Below are 19,181 nucleotides of genomic sequence, written 5' to 3' on the forward strand. Positions count from 1 at the left end.
ATGAACATCCGGCAATTGCAGATTCAGAACGAAAACATTCAGGATCGCCTGCTCCTGCGCATTGCCACGCCGGCCAACGAGGAAATGCGGGTGCATATCACCCGCCGTTTTCTGCGCGAACTCTGGCCGCATCTCGTGACCATGCTGGAAGGCCATCTGGCCAGCCGCCCGACTCTCAGCACAGACCCGGCCAACACCACCGCGAGCGAAACGGCCTCATTCAGCGAACCCTACCAGGCCAACCAACCGACCCTGCCCCTGGGCGCATCGCCCATTCTGGCCAGCGAAGCCAATCTGGTCGCTGCCGGTCCCGGGCTGGCCCAATTGACCCTGCGCGAAGGACGCGAGCGCAGCGTGGCCCTGACCTTGAACGGCGACCTGATGCGCGCGTTCTGCTCGATGCTGCGCGCCGGTGCCGACAAGGCACGCTGGGATCTGGAGTTACCCTGGGAAGCCCCGAGTTCCAGCCCGCAACCGCTGATCGTCCAGGACGCCCCCAAGCTGCTGCATTAAGTGGAACGCCTCGTCCCTGCCCGCCTCGAATTCGCTGCCGACGGCACGCCGGTCTCCAGCACCTACGGCGACGTCTATCACTCGGCCCACGGCGGCCCGGCACAAGCCCGTCATGTCTTTCTCGGCGGCAACGATCTGCCTGCCCGCTGGCAGGGTCGGCACCGTTTTGTCATTCTCGAAACCGGCTTCGGCCTGGGCCTGAATTTCCTCGCCACCTGGCAAGCCTGGCGCAACGATCCGGCGCGCAGCCAGCGCCTGCATTTCGTGTCCGTCGAGAAGCATCCGTTCTCGGCAGCAGACCTCACCACGGCACAGGCTGCCTGGCCGGAATTTGCCGAGCTCGCCGCACAGCTCCAGGCACGCTGGCCGCACCCGACCCCCGGCATGCATCGCCTGCACCTGGAAGGCGGACGCGTCATCCTGACCCTGATTTTTGGCGATGCGACCACGCGCTTGCGGACGGTCGACCTCGCTGCGGATGCCTTTTTCCTGGATGGCTTTTCCCCTGCCAAAAATCCAGCACTGTGGTCACCCGAGCTCTGCCGCGCCCTCGCCCGCCTGGCTGCGCCCGGCGCCACGCTGGCCACCTGGTCGGTGGCCGGACACGTCCGCACAGCCCTGAGCGACGCCGAATTCGATCTGGAAAAGCGCCCCGGCTTTGCCGGCAAGCGCGACATGCTGACCGGGCGTTTTCGCTCCCGGCGCCCCAATCGCCATCAGCCGCCCAAGAGCCGGCAGGCAATCGTCCTCGGGGCGGGCATTGCCGGCAGCACCTCGGCTCATGCGCTTGCCCGCGCCGGCTGGCAGGTCACGGTCTTCGATGCCGCACCGGATGCAGGCATGGCGGCCTCCGGCAATCTGGCCGGCGTGCTGCGCCCCTTGCCGAGCGCTGACGACAACCGCCTCTCCCGGCTGACCCGTGCCGGCTACCTGGCCACCCGCGCCCTGCTCGCCGACCTGCCCGATGCCCGCTGGTCGCCCTGCGGGGTGCTGCATCTCGGCCGCGAGCCCATCCATGAGGCACAGCAGCGCCGTGCCGTGGAACAACTGGGCTGGCCGTCGGAGGTACTGCAGTTCATCGATGCGGCCGCAGCCAGTACCCGGCTGGGCTGGCCGGTCGATACTGGCGGCTGGTGGTTCCCGGACGGCGGCTGGGTGCAGCCCCCCTCGCTCTGCCGTGCGGCCCTTGCCGCCTACCCGGGCCACATTGATTTTCGTGCTTCGACGACGGTCGACCGTCTGGAACACGGCGATTTCGGCTGGCAGGTGCTGGATGCCAATGGGCGGATATTGGCCGAAGCCTCCACCCTGATCATCGCAGCCGGTGCTGCGGCCACCCGCTTCGCGCCACTCGCCTGGCTGCCGCAAAAATCCGCCCGCGGCCAGGTCAGCCACCTGCCGGCGGGCAGTACCCCCGCATTGCCGCATGTGGTCTGCAAACTCGGCTACGCCGCGCCGGTCGTCGATGGTTTTGGCCTGATCGGGGCCACCTTGCAAGCACGCGACGACGACACGGCCTTGCGCCTGGCCGATCATCAGGAAAATCTGGCCCGGCTGAACCTCAGCCTGCCCGGGTTTGCCAGCGGGGTCGACCCGAGCACGCTGGGCGGCAAAGTCGGTTTCCGCCCCATGTCGCCGGACCGCCTTCCCATCCTGGGCGCCGTCCCGGCCCATGCTGAAGTCAGTGCAAAACATCGCCTGCCCAGCCTGCCGCGCCTGCCCGGACTCTGGTGCGCTCAAGGTTACGGCGCACGCGGCATCGTCTGGTCGGCCCTGATGGCGGATCTGCTCTTGTCGCGCCTCGAAGGCGAACCGCTGCCACTGGAGACCGATCTGATCGACGCAGTCGATCCCGGCCGTTTCCTGCTTGGTCGCGCCACACCCCCCGACGCCGGCGACGACGCCTGAACACGTAAGAATGGGCGCACCCTCCGGCGCAGCCCAACTTGTAAGTCTTTGTTTCGGGCGTCCGCCGGATGCGATGCGCCGCGTTAATCTGCTCATCAGCGATTTTCACAGGAGCACTTGATGTCCACGCACACCACTCACCCGATGATCATCGTGGCCGCCACCGCCGCCACGATCGCCAGCCTGGCCGCTACCGCCCATTTCGTCGGCTGGTTGCCCCAGCAGTCTGCCGCACCCACGACCACGGCAGCGCCGTTGGCAGCAGCCAGCGGGACAGCGGAGACAGCAGCAGCACAAGCCGTGACGCCCCCTGCGCCGGTCAGCACGCCGCCTGTCGCCAAGACCCCGGAAGCGCAAGCCCAGACCAGCGCACCGGTCCGCAAAGCCGTCGCCACGCCGCCCAGTCACCCTACGACCGTCCGGAGTGAGCGACCGAAAAACCTGCACTACGCCAGCACCCAGCCGGCAGCCTCTCCCGCTGCCGGCAACGATAACGGGATTGACGTGATCGAGGCCCGCCCGCCCCAGCCGCCGGTCTGCCAGGACTGCGCCACGATTGATGCGGTGCGTGAAATCAGTGCACCGGGCGAAGGCAGCGGCCTGGGCGCAGTAGCCGGCGGCGTCATCGGCGGCCTGCTCGGCAAGCAAGTGGGCAGAGGGAACGGCAGCACGGCGGCCGCCATCGTCGGCGCCCTGGGCGGCGCTTATGCCGGCCACGAGGCTGAAAAGCACGTCCGCGCCAACAAGCAGCTTGAAGTCACGCTGCGTTTTGATGATGGGGCCGTGCGTACGATGACACTGGAAAGCACCGGACGCTGGCGTGCCGGTGATCGGGTCCGCCTTCACAACGGTGGCCTGCAAGCCCTCTGACGCATGCTAATTCGATACAGGGCTGCCGCCCGGAACGCGGCAGCCCTGTTACACTTTGCGTTTTCCCTCCACGACAAGAAGAGAGAGACGCACCATGAAGATCGAAACCCTCGCCGTGCATGGCGGCTACAGCCCGGACCCGACCACCAAGGCCGTTGCCGTCCCGGTGTACCAGACCGCTTCCTACGCTTTCGACAGCACCCAACACGGCGCCGACCTGTTCGACCTCAAGGTCGCCGGCAACATCTACACCCGCATCATGAACCCGACCCAGGACGTGCTGGAAAAGCGCGTCGCTGCGATGGAAGGCGGCATTGCCGCGCTGGCCGTGGCTTCGGGCATGGCCGCGATCACCTACGCGATCCAGACGATCTGCGAAGCCGGTGACAACTTCGTTTCCGCATCGACCCTCTACGGCGGCACCTACAACCTGTTCGCCCACACCTTCCCGCAGTACGGCATCGAAGTCCGCTTTGCCGACTACCGCGATCCGGAAGCCTTCGAAAAGCTGATCGACAGCCGCACCAAGGCCATCTACTGCGAGTCCGTCGGCAACCCGCTGGGCAACATCACCGATTTCGAAAAGCTGGCCGAACTCGCCCACAAGCATGGCCTGCCGCTGATCGTCGACAACACCGTGCCCTCGCCCTACCTGTGCCGCCCCTTCGAACACGGCGCCGACATCGTGGTGCACTCGCTGACCAAGTACCTCGGCGGCCACGGCAACTCCATCGGCGGCATCATCGTCGATAGCGGCAAGTTCCCGTGGGCCGAGCACAAGGCCCGCTTCAAGCGCCTGAACGAGCCGGATGTTTCCTACCACGGCGTGGTCTACACCGAAGCCCTCGGCCCCGCCGCCTTCATCGGCCGCGCCCGCGTCGTGCCGCTGCGCAACATGGGCGCCGCGATCAGCCCGATGAACGCCTTCCTGATCCTGCAAGGCATCGAGACCCTGGCCCTGCGCATGGACCGCACCTGCGAGAACACCACCGCGATTGCCAAGTTCCTGAAGAACCATCCGAAGGTCAGCTGGGTCAATTACGCCGGCCTCGAGGATCACAAGGACTTCCCGCTGGTCCAGAAGTACATGGGGGGCCGCGCTTCCGGCATCCTGAACTTCGGCGTCAAGGGTGGCCGCGACGGCGGCGCCCGCTTCCAGGATGCCCTGAAGCTGGTTACCCGCCTGGTCAATATCGGTGACTGCAAGTCGCTCGCCTGCCATCCGGCCTCGACCACGCACCGTCAACTGTCGCCGGAAGAACTGGTCAAGGCCGGCGTCTCCGAAGACATGATCCGTCTGTCGGTCGGCATCGAACACATCGACGACCTGATCGCCGATCTGGACCAGGCTCTCAACGCCGCCTGATCCGCGCCCACTGCGCACCAACGCCCGGCCTGGCCGGGCGTTGTCGTTTCTGGCGGTCGACTGGCAAAAAGTGCATGAAATCTGACCGCCGCTGCACTCGGCCACAGCACGCGGGGCCACTTAAGATGGCGGGAATCCAACCACAACACCCCCAGGAGACCCCATGAGCGCCTTTCAGGATTTTTACCCCGACAACGTTGCCCACTGTTACGGCTGCGGCCGCTTAAACGGCCAGGGTCATCAGATCAAGACCCACTGGGAGGGCGATGAAACCGTCACCCGTTACACCCCGCGCCCGGAACACACCGCCATCCCCGGCTTCGTCTACGGTGGCCTGCTGGCCTCGCTGATCGATTGCCATTGCACCGGCACGGCCGCAGCGGCGATGTATCGTGCTGAAAATCGCCCGATGGACAGCGAACCGGCCTTCCGCTTCGTCACCGGCTCCCTGCATGTGGATTACCTGAAACCGACCCCCATGGGGCCCGAGCTTGAATTGCGTGGCAAGATCAAGGAAATTCGCGGCCGCAAAGTGGTGGTCGAAGCCGTGGTTTACGCCAATGGCATCGCCACGGCGCGCGGCGAAGTCGTGGCGGTCCAGATGCCGGACACGTTCAAAGCCTGAGCGTTCACATCGGCAAACGCACACGGGCGCTCAGACGAGCGCCCGGCTGATCCAGTCAGGCCTGAGGCGCCTGATCCTCCGGAGGCAGCAGCGGCTGCGGCACGCTGGTGGCGTAGAGGACACCGGCACAGCAGCCCAGAAACGCCACCACGGCCGCCATGCTGGGCGTCCAGGTATTCGCCGTTCCGTAAGTCATCCACATCCAGAGGAAACCGAGGATGGCCGGGACCATCAGCACCCCGCACCCCAAGGCACAGGCCAACGCAATCTTGTGCCCGATGTGGCGGGGCTTGCGGACAATCACATCGCTCATTCAACTTCCTCGACTTTCAGCCAGATGCTGCGTTGCTCGCGCCCATCGCGCGTGCCGTAGGCGAAGCCGCCGCCTTGCTCTCCCTGAGCCTGACGACCACTCCCCCCCAGTTCAATCCACTCACCCAACTGCCCGGAGACCGTGGTCGACAGTTGCTGACGGTCGACGCGTCCATACGGCCCATTTCCGGCCATCTGTTCGGCCTGTTGCGAGATGTCCAGGGTCACGCGCTGCCCATTCACGCGTGGGGAGGCATAGAAACCGCTGCCGATATCGCGATACACGGTGGTTTCGTTGATGATGGCCCCCCCCGGACCAATGATCACCTGGCGCATCGGCAACGGCAAAGTACGCCCCACCTGGATGAAGGCCTGCCCGCCTTCCACCGTCTGCACCATCTGGGCGGCATTGTCGCGCTGCAGGCTGCGCGTATCCCAGACACGCGCCTCGCCCTGTATCCGGTTGGTGCCGCCCAGCACAATCTGCCCATTGGCTTCACCACCGCGTGCGCTCTGCGTGGCCTGGCGGTCGTGTGCAACGCGGATGATCAGGCGCCGCAGGGGCTTGTCGAGCGCAGCCAGCGCGCGCTTGATATCAGCCCGGTTGCCCGGCGAGGCTTTCAGAAAAAGCTGGTTATTCACTCCGGTCAGCGTGCCACCCGGCTCGACCAGGGGCAGCAGGACGGGCAAAACCTGCTCCGCAGAGCGACTGCGCAGCTCGATCACTTCGAGCTGCGCCCAGGCCGAAAGGCTGATCAGCACGAGCCAGACGGTCAACAGGGTGCGGACCAGCATTTTCATCACACGCTCCCGTCGTTCAGGCTGAAGGAATGTGCGGCAGGGCCAGGTATTCCTGCGAGTGCATCTCGGTCAGCCGGCTGACCGTTCGCTTGAATTCGCTGGCCTGGGTGCCTTCGGTATACAGATCGTCTGCAGCACAATCCGCCGTCACGATCAGCTTCACCTTGTGGTCGTAAAACACGTCGACCAGCCAGGTAAAGCGCCGGGCCTCGGAGGCCTGATGCACCGTCATCTTCGGAATATGGGACAGCAGCACCGTGTGGTAGCTGCGCGAAATCTCGAGATAGTCGTTCTGCGAGCGCGGCCCGCCGCAGAGGGTACGGAAATCGAACCAGATCACGCCATTGCCCCGACGGATCGTATCGATATCGCGCCCGAGGACTTCGATATGACCGCCCCGCTTTCCTTCCTCACCAGCCACCATGCGGAAATACTCGAGCATTTTCTTCTCGGCAGCGTCATCCGCAGGATGATGGTAGATCTCGACCTGCTCCAGAGCACGCAGGCGGTAATCGATGCCGGCCTCGACCTCGAACACATCGAGATGCTTGTTGAGGAGCGCGATGGTCGGCAGGAAGCTTTCCCGATGCAAGCCATTCGGGTACAACCGATCGGGCGGGTAATTGGAGGTCATGACCAGAATCACGCCCTTGCTGAACAAGCCTTCCATCAGGCGGCCGAGAATCATCGCATCGGCGATGTCGGAGACGTGAAATTCGTCGAAACAGAGGAGACGCACATCCTTGGCGACCTGCTCGGCGACTTTCAGCACCGGATCGGGCTCACCTTTGAACTGATCGAGATCGCGGTGGATCTGCTGCATGAAGGCATGAAAATGCAGGCGCTTCTTGCGGCGATACGGCACGGCATCGTAGAAGCAGTCCATCAGGAAGCTCTTGCCGCGTCCGACCCCGCCCCAGAAATACACGCCCTTCGGCGGTTTGGGCGGCGACAACAGGCGTTTCAGCGTGCTGCCCCGGTCAACCTTGAAGGCAAGCAGGTTTTCGTAGAGATGCTGGAGGGCCGTCGCAGCCGCCATCTGGGCGGCATCGGCAACATAGCCGCGGCTGGCAAGCAAGGCCTCGTAGGCATCGAGCATGCCCCGGGCGGGAACGTTGAGTTTCTTGTGTGGCATGGCGCAACATTCTATCAGTCGCCGCCCCGCTCGGACATGCTTGAAGGCGGTTCAAGCATCGATCACGAGGCGAAAAAAAAGAGCCTGTTGCCAGGCTCTCTTCTCGGACTGATCTTCGCGAAGATCAGAAATTCAGGGTCCGCTTGTCGCAGGCCAGCGCTGCTTCATGGATGGTTTCGGACAGCGTCGGGTGAGCATGGCAGATTCGTGCCAGATCTTCCGAAGCACCACCGAACTCCATGGCGACCACACACTCGCCGATCATTTCCGAGGCGTTCGCACCAATGATGTGGGCGCCAAGGATACGGTCGGTCTGCTTGCAGGCCAGAATCTTCACGAAACCGGAAGGATCGCCCATGCCGAGCGCACGGCCATTGGCCAGGAACGGCACCTTGCCGGCCTTGTACTCAATGCCTTCGGCCTTGAGCGCCTGCTCGGTCTTGCCCACCCAGGCGATTTCCGGCGAGGTGTAGATGACCCAGGGAATGGTGTCGAAATTGCAGTGACCGGCCTGACCGGCCATCAGCTCGGCAACCATGACGCCTTCTTCGTGGGCCTTGTGCGCCAGCATCGGGCCGCGCACGACGTCACCAATCGCCCAGACACCCGGCAGGTTGGTCTGGCAATGGCCATCGACTTCGACGAAGCCGCGGGCATCCAGCTTCAGGCCGACGCCTTCGGCGTTGAGGCCGTCCGTGTTCGGGACGCGACCGATGGAGACGATCAGACGATCGGCTTCCAGCTTCTGCTCCTTGCCATCCTTGTCGGCATAGGCAATGGCAACACCCTTCTTGCTCGTCTTGATCTCACCGATCTTGACGCCCATCTGGATGTTCAGACCCTGCTTGGTGAACAGCTTGAGGGCTTCCTTGGCGACATCAACGTCGGCAGCAGCCAGGAAATCCGGCATCGCTTCGAGAATGGTGACTTCTGCACCGACACGACGCCACACCGAACCCATTTCCAGACCGATCACGCCGGCGCCAATGATGGCCAGCTTCTTCGGCACGGATTCCTGATTCAGGGCACCTTCGTTGTCCATGACGATCTTCTGGTCGACCGGCACGTTCGGCAGATGACGGGCCTTGGAACCCGTAGCGAGGATCACCTGCTTGGCCAGCACTTCCTCGGAACCGACCTTGACCTTCCAATAGTCGCCTTCCTTGCCCACGAACGAGCCATGGCCCGGCAGGAAGGTGACCTTGTTCTTCTTCAGCAGCATCTTGATGCCGCCAGTCAGTTGGTTGACCACGCCATCCTTGCGCGACTTCATGGTCGGCACGTCAATGGTGGCCTTACCGACCTTGATGCCCTGGGCTTCAAAGCTGTGGTTGGCTTCTTCAAACAGGTGCGACGTATGCAGCAGCGCCTTGGACGGGATGCAGCCCACGTTCAGACAGGTGCCGCCCAGACGCGGCTCGCCCTTCGGGTCGGCATAGGGATTGGATTCGGCACAGGCTGCGCTGAAACCGAGTTGGGAGGCGCGGATTGCCGCGATATAGCCGCCAGGACCGCCGCCGATGACGAGGACGTCAAATTGCTTGGACATGTATTACCTCTTTTGTTCTTCAGATGTGCAAAGGCGCCAGCGCCCGCAAGCGGGAACTGGCGCCAGCTCGCGTCAATTAGACGCCAAGCAGCAGGCGGGACGGATCTTCCAGCGCTTCCTTCATGGTCACCAGACCGAGGACGGCTTCACGGCCGTCGATGATGCGGTGATCGTAGGACATGGCGAGGTAGTTGATCGGACGCACGACAACCTGACCGTTTTCAACCACAGCACGGTCCTTGGTGGCATGGATGCCGAGGATCGCGGATTGCGGCGGGTTGATGATCGGGGTCGAGAGCATGGAACCGAACACGCCACCGTTGGAGATGGAGAAGGTACCACCGGTCAGATCTTCGATCGACAGCTTGCCATCCTTGGCCTTGTTGCCGAATTCGGCGATCTTCTTCTCGATCTCGGCGATGGACATCTGATCGGCATTGCGCAGGATCGGCACGACCAGGCCACGCGGCGAACCGACCGCGATACCGATGTCGATGTAGCCGTGATAGACGATGTCGTTACCGTCCACCGAGGCGTTCAGGACCGGGAACTTCTGCAGGGCAGCACAGGCAGCCTTGACGAAGAAGCCCATGAAGCCCAGGCGAACGCCATGGGTCTTCTCGAACTTTTCGGCGTATTGCTTGCGCAGCGCCATGACCGGGCCCATGTTCACTTCGTTGAACGTGGTCAGGATGGCGTTGGTCGACTGGGACTGAACCAGACGCTCGGCGATACGGGCGCGCAGACGGGACATCGGCACGCGCTGCTCGGTACGGGCAGCGGTTGCATCGACACCGGTCGGCGGCGTCGGCAGCGACACGGCCTGGGCAGCAGCAACCACCGGACCCGCCGCAACAGCCGGCTTGGCCTGTGCGGAGACCGCGTCTTCCTTGGTCACACGACCACCACGACCGGAACCAGCGACGTCAGCAGCAGCGATGCCCTTCTCGTCGAGGATCTTGCGGGCAGCCGGGCTGGCCGTGCCGGCCGGCGCTGCAGCGGCAGCAGCCGGGGCAGCCGCCGGAGCAGCAGCGGCCTTCGGGGCTTCGGCAGCCGGCGCGGCCGCACCTGCCTTGGCTTCGGTGTCGATCTTGGCGATCAGTTCGCCGGAGACGACGGTTTCGCCGTCGCCCTTGATGATCTCGACCAGCACGCCAGCGGCCGGAGACGGCACTTCCAGGACGACCTTGTCGGTTTCGATGTCGATCAGGATTTCATCACGGCCAACGGCTTCGCCAACCTTCTTCTTCCAGGAGGCCAGGGTGCCTTCGGCGACGGATTCGGACAATTGCGGGACTTGTACTTCGATAATGCTCATGGGTGACTCCACTCTGCTCTAGTTATTAGTACTCGATCTTGCCCAGTGCGGACTCGATGAGTGCTTTTTGTTGCTCGTTGTGCTTGGCGAGGTAACCAACGGCCGGCGACGACGATGCCGGACGGGAAACCAGCAGAAGCTTCTGCTTGGTGCTGACCTGGGAATCCAGATGGTGGCGCGAAGCGATCCAGTACCAGGCACCCTGATTGCGGGGTTCTTCCTGGGCCCAGACGATTTCGGTCGCCTTCGGATACTTGGCCAGTTCCTTCTCCAGGCTCTCCTTCGGGAAGGGATAGAGCTGTTCCAGACGAATGATGGCAATATCGTTGATCTTCTTCTCGCGACGGGCATTGACGAGGTCGTAGTAGACCTTGCCGCAGCACAGGACGACGCGCTTGACCTTCTTCGGATCCAGTTCGTCCACTTCGCCGATGACGCGCTTGAATTCGCCGTTTGCCAGCTCTTCCAGCGAGGAAGAAGCGTCCTTGTGACGCAGCAGGGACTTCGGCGACATCACGACGAGCGGCTTGCGCTGCATACGGACAGCCTGACGGCGGAGCATGTGGAAGACCTGGGCGGCCGTGGTCGGCACGCAGACTTCCATGTTCATCTCTGCACAGGCTTGCATGAAGCGTTCCAGACGTGCGGAAGAGTGTTCCGGACCCTGGCCTTCGTAGCCATGCGGCAGCAGCATGACCAGACCGCAGGCGCGACCCCACTTGGCCTCACCGGAAGCGATGAACTGGTCGATCACCACCTGAGCACCGTTGGCGAAGTCTCCAAACTGGCCTTCCCAGATCACGAGTTCGTACGGGTTGGCGGAAGCATAGCCGTAATCGAAAGCCAGCACGGCCTCTTCGGACAGGACGGAGTCGTAACACTGGAAGCCTGCCTGCTTTTCCTGCAGGTTCTTCAGCGGATGATAGGTACCGACATCCCAGCTCGTACGATTCTGGTCGTGGAAGGCAGCGTGGCGGTGGAAGAAGGTACCGCGACCGACGTCCTCACCGGAGATACGCACGCCATAACCGGAGACCAGCAGGGAAGCGTAGGCCAGATTCTCGGCCATACCCCAGTCAACCGACAGCTTGCCCTCACCCATCGCAGCACGATCTTCGACGATCTTCTTGACGCGGGAATGAAGCGTGAAGCCTTCCGGCAACGTGGTCAGGCGCTGAGCCAGACGCTGCAGTTCCTTGACCGGCACGGTAGTGTCGCAGGTCTCGATGTAGGACTTGGTCAGGTACGGGGTCCAGTCGATCGTGTTCGGGTGCTTGTAGCCGGCGATCACCGGGTTGTACAGCAGCTCGCCCTTGTCCAGGTGCTCGCGGTACTGGGTAATCATCTGATCCGGACCGTCGGCCGGCAGCACGCCTTCGGCCACCAGCTTGTCGCCGTACAGCTTGCGGGTACCCGGGTGCTTGCTGATGATCTTGTACATCAGCGGCTGGGTGACCATCGGCTCGTCCTGCTCGTTGTGGCCGAGCTTGCGGAAACAGATGATGTCGATCACGACATCCTTGCCGAAGGTCTGGCGATATTCAACGGCGATCTGCGTCACCAGTGCCACGGCTTCCGGATCGTCGCCATTGACGTGGAAGATCGGGGCATCGACCATCTTGAAGATGTCGGTGCAGTAATGACCAGAGCGATAATCGCGCGGATCGGAGGTGGTGAAGCCAACCTGGTTGTTCACCACGATGTGCAGAACACCACCGACACCGTAGCCACGGGTCTGGGCGAAGTTCAGCATTTCCTGGTTCACGCCCTGACCAGCGACAGCGGCATCACCGTGCACAAGGATCGGCATGACCTTCTGCTGGCTACCTTCACCGCGGCGCACCTGGCGTGCATAGACGGAACCGGCCACGACCGGGTTCACGATTTCCAGGTGGGACGGGTTGAACGCCAGGGTCAGGTGGCAAGCACCACCCGGCGTGGCCACGTCGGACGAGAAGCCCATGTGGTACTTCACGTCACCGGCAGAGAGATCGCTCTTCTTCTTGCCTTCGAATTCAGCAAACAACATGGACGGTGCCTTGCCCAGGGTGTTCACCAGGACGTTCAGACGACCGCGGTGCGCCATACCGACGACCACTTCATCAACGCCGGTTGCGCCGCCCGTGCGAATGGCTTCATCCATCGCAACGATCAGGGATTCGCCGCCTTCCAGCGAGAAACGCTTCTGACCGACATACTTGGTATGCAGGTAACGTTCCAGGGTCTCGGCTGCGGTCAACCGCTCCAGAATGCGCTTTTTCTGATCTGCGTTATACGACGGGCGGGAACGGGTTTTTTCGAGACGCTCTTGCAACCAGCGCTTCTCGTTGTAATCCGTCATGTACATGTACTCGACGCCGACCGTGCCGCAATAGGTCTGCTTCAGGGTTTCCAGGATATCGCCCAGCTTGGCGGTTTCCGGCAGACCCTGCAGCGAGCCCACGCTGAACGTCTTGTTCAGATCGGCATCGGTAAAGCCGTAAAAGGACGGCTCGAGTTCGTCGATTTTCGGGCGAGCCAGGCGCTTGAGCGGATCGAGATCTGCCCAGCGGGTGCCCAGGGAACGGTAGGCCGTTACCAGTTGCCCAACGGCGGACTGCTTCTTGTTCTCGCCATCGGAGGATTTTGCGACCGGACGGAAGCCACCGTCTTTTGCCAGCTCGGCAAAAGCAGCGATGACAGGCGCATGCGCCACGTCACGAGCAACAAAGCCCGGCATTTGTGCCAGGCGATCGAAGTAGTCGCGCCACTCTGCCGGAACGGCAGTCGGGTCATTCAGATAAGTTTCGTACAGTTCCTCGACAAACGGTGCGTTACCACCGAAATACATGGTGCTGTCGAACAGTTGGTTCATTGTAGTCATAGGCGTCCCCTTGAGGGTGTTGTCTTTCTCTTAGGCTGCGGGTTGCAGTGCACAATAGCCCTGCAAGTAAAAAAGGGCGGCCAATGGCCGCCCAGTTTTTCTGCTTAGCCGCGTTGGGCGAGCGGTACAACGTCGCGCTTGGCAGCGCCGATGTACAGCTGACGCGGGCGACCGATCTTGTATTCCGGATCGGTAATCATTTCTTCCCACTGCGTCATCCAGCCGACCGTACGGGCCAGCGCGAAGATACAGGTGAACATTTCGGTCGGAATGCCGATGGCCTTCTGAACGATACCGGAGTAGAAATCGACGTTCGGGTAGAGCTTCTTCTCGACGAAGTAGTCGTCTTCCAGCGCGATCTTTTCGAGTTCCATTGCCAGCTTGAACAGACGGTCGTTTTCCAGGCCCAGTTCGGTCAGGACTTCGTTACACACCTTGCGCATCAGCTTGGCGCGCGGATCGAAGTTCTTGTAGACGCGGTGACCAAAGCCCATCAGCTTGAAGGAGTCGTTCTTGTCCTTGGCACGGTTGATGTACTCACCGACCTTGGAAACGTCACCGATCTGCTCCAGCATCTGCAGACAGGCTTCGTTCGCACCACCGTGTGCCGGGCCCCACAGACAGGCGATACCGGCAGCGATACAGGCGAACGGGTTGGCACCGGAGGAGCCAGCCAGACGAACGGTCGAGGTCGATGCGTTCTGCTCGTGGTCGGCGTGCAGGGTGAAGATCACGTCGAGTGCGCGCACCAGAACCGGGTTCGGCACGTACTTTTCGCACGGATTGCCGAACATCATGCGCATGAAGTTGGCGGTGTAATCCAGTTCATTGTCCGGGTACATGAACGGCATGCCGGTGCTGTACTTGTAAGCCATCGCAACGATGGTCGGCATCTTCGCAATCAGGCGATTGAAGCTGACATTGCGATGCTCGGCATCGGAAAAGTCCATGGCATCGTGGTAGAAGGCAGACAGCGCGCCAACAACACCCGTCATGACGGCCATCGGGTGAGCATCGCGACGGAAGCCGGAGTAGAACTTGGAGAGTTGCTCATGCACCATCGTGTGACGCTTGATGGTGTTTTCGAAATCGCCCTTCTGCTGTGCATTCGGCAGTTCGCCATTCTTCAGCAGATAGGTCACTTCAAGGAAGTTGCAGTTTTCAGCCAGTTGCTCGATCGGATAACCACGGTAAAGCAGTTCGCCCTTGTCACCATCGATATAGGTGACCTTGGACTTGCAGCTGGCGGTGGAAAGGAAACCGGAGTCGTAGGTAAACAGACCGGTCTTGCCACCGAGCGTACGGATATCGACGCAATCGTTGCCGTGCGTCGGGGACATGATCGGGAAATCGACGGGAGCCTGTCCATCGATGTTCAAAGTTGCCTTGCGTTCGGTCGTCATGGTTTATTCCCTATAACAGGTGTTGGTTATATCACTGCACTGCCAAAAAGCGGTCAACGGAACGAAATTACGCCGCCAACCTTACTTAACACTTACGAAGCAGCGCCACGAGGGGCGCAAAGCGGGGATCATCGGTCTCTGTCTTGCCACTGACGAGATACCAGAGATCGTGATCCTCCATGTCGGCAAGTTCCACGAACGCCTGCTTTTGCTCCTCGCTCAATTGCTCGAACCCGTTTTCAAGAAATCGCGTGAACACGATATCGAGTTCGAGAAATGCGCGGCGGATGCAGCGCCAACGCAGACGTTCGTAGTCCTTACGTTCCATCAGACGGCGCGACGAACCATCATGTCCTTGATCTTGCCGATGGCCTTGGTCGGGTTCAGACCCTTCGGGCACACGTCAACACAGTTCATGATGGTATGGCAACGGAACAGGCGATACGGGTCTTCGAGGTTATCGAGACGCTCGTTGGTTGCCTGATCACGCGTATCGGCGATGAAACGGTATGCCGCCAAGAGACCAGCCGGGCCGACGAATTTATCCGGATTCCACCAGAAAGACGGGCAGGAGGTCGAACAGCAGGCACACAGGATGCACTCGTAGAGACCGTTCAGTTCTTCACGATCTTCCGGCGACTGCAAGCGCTCACGCTCCGGTGCCGGATCGTTGTTGATCAGATAGGGCTTGATCGAGTGGTACTGCTTGAAGAACTGGGTCATATCGACGATCAGATCGCGAATGACCGGCAAGCCCGGCAGCGGACGCAACACGATGGGCTGCTTCAGTTCATCGATGTCCTGCAGACAGGCCAGACCGTTCTTGCCGTTGATGTTCATGGCATCGGAACCGCAGACGCCTTCACGACAGGAGCGACGGTAAGCCAGCGTGTCGTCCTTGGCCTTCAGTTTGGTCAGGGCGTCCAGCAACTTGCGGTCCGTGGCATCGAGTTCCACGGAAATATCCTGCATGTAGGGCGCGTCGTCCTTATCCGGATCGTAGCGGTAGATGCTGAATTGAACCGTACGTTTGCTCATCATTTTCTCCGATTAGTACGAACGCGTCTTGAGCGCGATGGTTTCGACGGTCAGCGGCTGCATGTTCACCGGCTTGTAGGCGATGGTGTTATCCACCGGGCTGAACAGGGTGTGCTTCAGCCATTCCTTGTCATTACGACCATTCGGGAATTCCGGCGTATCCGGCGCGTCGTCGCGGACGTGTGCACCACGGGACTCCTTGCGGGCCTCTGCGGAGATCATCGTCGCCTTGGCCACTTCGATCTGGTTTTCCATTTCGAGGGCTTCGACACGTGCGGTGTTCCAGACCTGGGACTTGTCCTTGATCTCGAGTTGGCGCGCTGCCTTCTCGACTTCGAGAATCTTCTCGACGCCTTGCTTGAGCATGTCGCCAAAGCGGAAAACACCCGCGTGATCCTGCATGGTGCGCTGCATGGCCAGACGGGTCTCATGCACATTGGCACCACCCTGACGGGTATTCAGTGCATTGACGCGCGACAGGGACTGCTCAGCAGCATCCTTCGGCAGTTCGCGATGGGCCTTGCCGGACTTGAGGTCTTCCACTGCGGAGTCACCGGCGGATTTACCGAAGACCAGCAGATCAAGCAGCGAGTTGGTACCGAGGCGGTTGGCGCCATGCACGGAGGCACAGGCACATTCGCCCGCAGCGTAGAAACCCGGGACCACGGTATTGAAATCGCCATTCTGCGGCACGACAACACGACCGGAGAAGTGAGTCGGGATACCGCCCATCTGGTAGTGGCAGGTCGGCACAACCGGAATCGGTTCCTTGATCGGATCGACACCAGCAAACTGGATGGCGATCTCACGAATACCCGGCAGGCGCTTCAGGATGGTTTCCGGCTGCAGGTGGGTAATATCCAGCAGAACGTGATCCTTGCCAGCACCGCAACCACGGCCTTCCTTGATTTCGGTTGCCATGGCGCGGGAAACCACGTCACGGGAAGCGAGATCCTTGGCGTTCGGGGCATAGCGCTCCATGAAGCGCTCCTTGCTGCTGTTACGCAGAATGCCGCCTTCGCCGCGCACCCCTTCGGTAATCAGCACACCAGCACCCGCCACGCCGGTCGGGTGGAACTGCCAGAATTCCATATCTTCCAGCGGAATACCGGCACGTGCAGCCATCCCCAGACCGTCGCCGGTGTTGATGAAGGCATTGGTGGAGGAGTGGAAGATGCGACCGGCACCACCGGTGGCGAAAATCGTTGCACGGGTGTGGAAAATGACAATCTTGCCGGTTTCCATTTCCATGGCCGTCACACCGACGACATGACCTTCGCTGTCGCGCACCAGATCCAGGGCCATCCATTCCACGAAGAACTGGGTGTTGGCCTTGACGTTGCGCTGATACATCGCGTGCAGCATGGCGTGACCGGTACGGTCAGCAGCGGCACAGGAGCGACGAACCGGCTTCTCGCCGAAGTTCGACATGTGACCACCAAACGGGCGCTGATAAATCTTGCCCTCATCGGTACGGTCGAACGGCATACCGTAGTGCTCAAGTTCGACGACAACCTCGTTGGCCTTGCGACACATGAATTCGATCGCATCCTGGTCACCGAGCCAGTCGGAGCCCTTGACGGTGTCGTACATGTGCCAATGCCAGTTATCTTCCTCGGAATTACCCAGCGAAGCAGCAACACCGCCCTGAGCGGCAACAGTGTGCGAGCGGGTCGGGAATACCTTGGACAGAACAGCCGTCTTCAGACCGGCCTCGGACAATTGAATCGCAGAACGCAGACCGGCGCCACCGGCACCCACGATGACTGCGTCGAATTTCAGAACAGGAATACTCACGCTTACAGCCTCCAGAGAATCGCAGCAGCCCACGCGGTGTAACCCACCAGCGCAGCAATGGTCAGAACGTGCAGGGTCAGGCGCAGGCCGACCGGCTTCACGTAATCCATCCAGATATCACGCACACCGATCCAGGCGTGATAGAACAAGCTGACGAAGAAGAGGAAAGTCAGGAATTTGATGACGCCATTGGCGAATACACCCTGCCAGGCTTCAAACGTGGAAGGACGAACCACCAGCAACACAGCGGCGATCAACACAGAGTACACCGCCATGATGACCGCGGTAGCGCGCTGCGCGATCCAGTCCTTGAGGCCGTAATGAGCCCCGACAACGATACGGTTGATCACAGCAGAATCCCCCACAGAACCAGGGTCAGCGGAACGCTGACAGCGAAGACAATGCCAGCCGACTTACGGGCAGCCTCTTTCTCGATGCCGACATGCACATCCAGCAACAGAAAACGGATACCGGCACAGAAATGGTGGACAAAAGCCCACAGCAAACCTGCCAGAATCACCTTGACCGGCAGCATGCCTGCAACTTGCTTGAAGTTTGCAAAGCTTTCAGGGGAGCCAAGGCTGGCACCAAAAAGCCACAGCAATACCGGGAAGCACAGGAACAGCCCGGCACCGCTGACACGATGCAGGATTGAAACCTTGCCCGGCAACGGCAGCCGGATAGTTGTCAAGTCCAAGTTTTTTGGACGTTTCTTGATGGTCATTTCTGCCATGAACGTCATCCCTCGCGAAAGATGCGGTTATCCGCTTGTACGTGGTTTGAAAAGAACCGTAATTATACATTCAAATTCCGCGCAGACACGCCGCAAAGCGCACCACACGGGAGTTCCATCACCCGAGGTTGTTCCGATAATAGTGACGGTGGGTGCAATACAAACCACGCCGCCACTCCACCGGCTTATTACCATAGGTGTAGGCCGTCCGCTCCACGAGCAGCAACGGCTCCCCCACCCCAACCCCGAGCAGGCCAGCACTGTACGCATCTGCGGCAACCGCACGCAAGCGTTCTTCAGCACTAATCATCCGGACACCGTAATCACTCTCGAAGAGACTATAGAGAGAGCGCTCGGAAGCACGCAATTTATCCAACCCCAAGCCCTGGAACGAGTCGGCCAACAGATAAATGCGGTCGTAAACAATGGGCTCGCCGCCAAAGCGGAGCAGGCGCTCGACACACAACACGGCATCACCAGGAGCGATACCCAAGGCATCCGCCACATCCTGAGGCGCAGCAATCTGAGTGCACGACAACGGATCACTGACACTGGGCAAGACATTCCCGTCATCCGGCACCAGGCGCAGAAAACGGAAAAAGGAACGCGGATCTTCGTGCGTCGCCACGAAGGTCCCCTTGCCTTGACGCCGGACCAGTAAATTCTCGGAGGCCATTTCATCGATGGCTTTGCGCACCGTCCCCTGACTGACATTGAAACGTGCAGCCAACTCCCCCTCGCTGGGGATGGCATCACCAGGCCCCCACTCCCCCGCCTCCAGGCTGCGGATCAGGAAATCCTTGATCTGCCGGTAGAGTGGGCTGAACGTGGGCGAAGGCACGCGGGAAGGACGGGAAGCGTCACGGGTCATGGTGGCGGATTTCAGCACATTTCAGCGCCAGCGTCCACGAAAAGTTGTCTTATATAAGACACATGATGAATTGACAGTA

Annotated in this window: 18 protein-coding genes; 5 read left to right on the forward strand and 13 right to left on the reverse strand. The window is 61.1% G+C overall.

The window, feature by feature from the left end; genetic code table 11:
* The 5 genes from AACO21_RS03200 (at nucleotide 1) to AACO21_RS03220 (ending at nucleotide 5,282) form a co-directional block, all read left to right on the forward strand.
* Nucleotides 1–513 (forward strand): hypothetical protein, encoded by a 513-nt coding sequence (locus AACO21_RS03200; protein ID WP_346191043.1) that lies wholly within the window; start codon nucleotides 1–3, stop codon nucleotides 511–513.
* Nucleotides 514–2,421 carry a bifunctional tRNA (5-methylaminomethyl-2-thiouridine)(34)-methyltransferase MnmD/FAD-dependent 5-carboxymethylaminomethyl-2-thiouridine(34) oxidoreductase MnmC gene (gene mnmC, locus AACO21_RS03205; RefSeq protein WP_346191044.1) on the forward strand — a complete coding sequence of 636 codons (1,908 nt, stop codon included), beginning with the start codon at nucleotides 514–516 and terminating at the stop codon, nucleotides 2,419–2,421.
* 120 nt (nucleotides 2,422–2,541) lie between these two features.
* Nucleotides 2,542–3,291, forward strand: a complete 750-nt coding sequence (locus AACO21_RS03210; protein ID WP_346191045.1) for a glycine zipper 2TM domain-containing protein — start codon at nucleotides 2,542–2,544, stop codon at nucleotides 3,289–3,291.
* 94 nt (nucleotides 3,292–3,385) lie between these two features.
* Nucleotides 3,386–4,657 carry an aminotransferase class I/II-fold pyridoxal phosphate-dependent enzyme gene (locus AACO21_RS03215; protein ID WP_346191046.1) on the forward strand — a complete coding sequence of 424 codons (1,272 nt, stop codon included), beginning with the start codon at nucleotides 3,386–3,388 and terminating at the stop codon, nucleotides 4,655–4,657.
* A gap of 163 nt (nucleotides 4,658–4,820) precedes the next feature.
* The gene (locus tag AACO21_RS03220) at nucleotides 4,821–5,282 is read left to right on the forward strand and encodes a PaaI family thioesterase (protein WP_346191047.1); all 462 of its coding nucleotides are present in this window, start codon (nucleotides 4,821–4,823) and stop codon (nucleotides 5,280–5,282) included.
* Between the two features lie 55 nt (nucleotides 5,283–5,337).
* On the opposite strand, the gene AACO21_RS03225 is transcribed toward AACO21_RS03220, so the two are convergent.
* The 13 genes from AACO21_RS03225 to AACO21_RS03285 all read right to left on the reverse strand — a co-directional run bounded on the left by AACO21_RS03225 (nucleotide 5,338) and on the right by AACO21_RS03285 (nucleotide 19,102).
* Nucleotides 5,338–5,595: a hypothetical protein gene (locus AACO21_RS03225; protein WP_346191048.1), complete on the reverse strand. Its 258-nt coding sequence runs from the start codon at nucleotides 5,593–5,595 to the stop codon at nucleotides 5,338–5,340.
* Nucleotides 5,592–6,395, reverse strand: a complete 804-nt coding sequence (locus tag AACO21_RS03230) for a secretin N-terminal domain-containing protein (RefSeq protein ID WP_346191049.1) — start codon at nucleotides 6,393–6,395, stop codon at nucleotides 5,592–5,594. Before AACO21_RS03230 ends, AACO21_RS03225 begins: the two co-directional genes overlap by 4 nt.
* Nucleotides 6,396–6,411: 16 nt before the next feature.
* On the reverse strand, nucleotides 6,412–7,530 hold the full coding sequence (zapE, locus tag AACO21_RS03235) for a cell division protein ZapE (RefSeq protein ID WP_346191050.1): 1,119 nt from the start codon (nucleotides 7,528–7,530) through the stop codon (nucleotides 6,412–6,414).
* Between the two features lie 124 nt (nucleotides 7,531–7,654).
* Entirely contained in the window at nucleotides 7,655–9,079 is a 1,425-nt protein-coding gene (lpdA, locus tag AACO21_RS03240; RefSeq protein WP_346191051.1) for a dihydrolipoyl dehydrogenase, read from the reverse strand.
* Between the two features lie 76 nt (nucleotides 9,080–9,155).
* Complete coding sequence (gene odhB, locus AACO21_RS03245) at nucleotides 9,156–10,397, reverse strand: 2-oxoglutarate dehydrogenase complex dihydrolipoyllysine-residue succinyltransferase (protein ID WP_346191052.1); 1,242 nt, start codon at nucleotides 10,395–10,397, stop codon at nucleotides 9,156–9,158.
* Nucleotides 10,398–10,422: 25 nt separating this feature from the next.
* A complete protein-coding gene (locus AACO21_RS03250) occupies nucleotides 10,423–13,260 on the reverse strand; it encodes a 2-oxoglutarate dehydrogenase E1 component (protein ID WP_346191053.1) in 2,838 nt (945 codons plus the stop codon).
* Between the two features lie 104 nt (nucleotides 13,261–13,364).
* Nucleotides 13,365–14,663, reverse strand: coding sequence for a citrate synthase (gene gltA / locus AACO21_RS03255; protein WP_346191054.1), 1,299 nt, complete (start codon nucleotides 14,661–14,663; stop codon nucleotides 13,365–13,367).
* An 85-nt stretch (nucleotides 14,664–14,748) separates the two neighbouring features.
* Nucleotides 14,749–14,991 (reverse strand): succinate dehydrogenase assembly factor 2, encoded by a 243-nt coding sequence (locus AACO21_RS03260; protein WP_346191055.1) that lies wholly within the window; start codon nucleotides 14,989–14,991, stop codon nucleotides 14,749–14,751.
* Nucleotides 14,991–15,701 (reverse strand): succinate dehydrogenase iron-sulfur subunit, encoded by a 711-nt coding sequence (locus AACO21_RS03265; protein WP_346191056.1) that lies wholly within the window; start codon nucleotides 15,699–15,701, stop codon nucleotides 14,991–14,993. The genes AACO21_RS03260 and AACO21_RS03265 overlap by 1 nt, the downstream gene beginning before the upstream one ends.
* 12 nt (nucleotides 15,702–15,713) lie before the next feature.
* Complete coding sequence (gene sdhA, locus AACO21_RS03270) at nucleotides 15,714–17,498, reverse strand: succinate dehydrogenase flavoprotein subunit (RefSeq protein ID WP_346191057.1); 1,785 nt, start codon at nucleotides 17,496–17,498, stop codon at nucleotides 15,714–15,716.
* A gap of 2 nt (nucleotides 17,499–17,500) precedes the next feature.
* Complete coding sequence (sdhD, locus tag AACO21_RS03275) at nucleotides 17,501–17,848, reverse strand: succinate dehydrogenase, hydrophobic membrane anchor protein (RefSeq protein WP_346191058.1); 348 nt, start codon at nucleotides 17,846–17,848, stop codon at nucleotides 17,501–17,503.
* Nucleotides 17,845–18,231 carry a succinate dehydrogenase, cytochrome b556 subunit gene (gene sdhC / locus AACO21_RS03280; RefSeq protein ID WP_346191059.1) on the reverse strand — a complete coding sequence of 129 codons (387 nt, stop codon included), beginning with the start codon at nucleotides 18,229–18,231 and terminating at the stop codon, nucleotides 17,845–17,847. Before sdhC ends, sdhD begins: the two co-directional genes overlap by 4 nt.
* A 118-nt stretch (nucleotides 18,232–18,349) precedes the next feature.
* A complete protein-coding gene (locus AACO21_RS03285; protein WP_346191060.1) occupies nucleotides 18,350–19,102 on the reverse strand; it encodes a GntR family transcriptional regulator in 753 nt (250 codons plus the stop codon).
* Nucleotides 19,103–19,181 lie beyond the last annotated feature (79 nt).

The organism is Dechloromonas sp. ZS-1 (assembly GCF_039649255.1).
GTDB lineage: Bacteria > Pseudomonadota > Gammaproteobacteria > Burkholderiales > Rhodocyclaceae > Azonexus.

Excerpts from the sequence above, each read along its gene's own strand:
- sdhC (WP_346191059.1), bottom strand. The coding sequence starts at position 18,231 with ATGGCAGAAATGACCATCAAGAAACGTCCAAAAAACTTGGACTTGACA.
- AACO21_RS03225 (WP_346191048.1), bottom strand. The coding sequence starts at position 5,595 with ATGAGCGATGTGATTGTCCGCAAGCCCCGCCACATCGGGCACAAGATT.
- lpdA (WP_346191051.1), bottom strand. The coding sequence starts at position 9,079 with ATGTCCAAGCAATTTGACGTCCTCGTCATCGGCGGCGGTCCTGGCGGC.
- AACO21_RS03210 (WP_346191045.1), top strand. The coding sequence starts at position 2,542 with ATGTCCACGCACACCACTCACCCGATGATCATCGTGGCCGCCACCGCC.
- AACO21_RS03285 (WP_346191060.1), bottom strand. The coding sequence starts at position 19,102 with ATGACCCGTGACGCTTCCCGTCCTTCCCGCGTGCCTTCGCCCACGTTC.
- AACO21_RS03215 (WP_346191046.1), top strand. The coding sequence starts at position 3,386 with ATGAAGATCGAAACCCTCGCCGTGCATGGCGGCTACAGCCCGGACCCG.
- AACO21_RS03220 (WP_346191047.1), top strand. The coding sequence starts at position 4,821 with ATGAGCGCCTTTCAGGATTTTTACCCCGACAACGTTGCCCACTGTTAC.
- AACO21_RS03200 (WP_346191043.1), top strand. The coding sequence starts at position 1 with ATGAACATCCGGCAATTGCAGATTCAGAACGAAAACATTCAGGATCGC.
- AACO21_RS03260 (WP_346191055.1), bottom strand. The coding sequence starts at position 14,991 with ATGGAACGTAAGGACTACGAACGTCTGCGTTGGCGCTGCATCCGCCGC.
- gltA (WP_346191054.1), bottom strand. The coding sequence starts at position 14,663 with ATGACGACCGAACGCAAGGCAACTTTGAACATCGATGGACAGGCTCCC.
- AACO21_RS03250 (WP_346191053.1), bottom strand. The coding sequence starts at position 13,260 with ATGACTACAATGAACCAACTGTTCGACAGCACCATGTATTTCGGTGGT.
- odhB (WP_346191052.1), bottom strand. The coding sequence starts at position 10,397 with ATGAGCATTATCGAAGTACAAGTCCCGCAATTGTCCGAATCCGTCGCC.
- zapE (WP_346191050.1), bottom strand. The coding sequence starts at position 7,530 with ATGCCACACAAGAAACTCAACGTTCCCGCCCGGGGCATGCTCGATGCC.
- AACO21_RS03265 (WP_346191056.1), bottom strand. The coding sequence starts at position 15,701 with ATGAGCAAACGTACGGTTCAATTCAGCATCTACCGCTACGATCCGGAT.
- AACO21_RS03230 (WP_346191049.1), bottom strand. The coding sequence starts at position 6,395 with ATGAAAATGCTGGTCCGCACCCTGTTGACCGTCTGGCTCGTGCTGATC.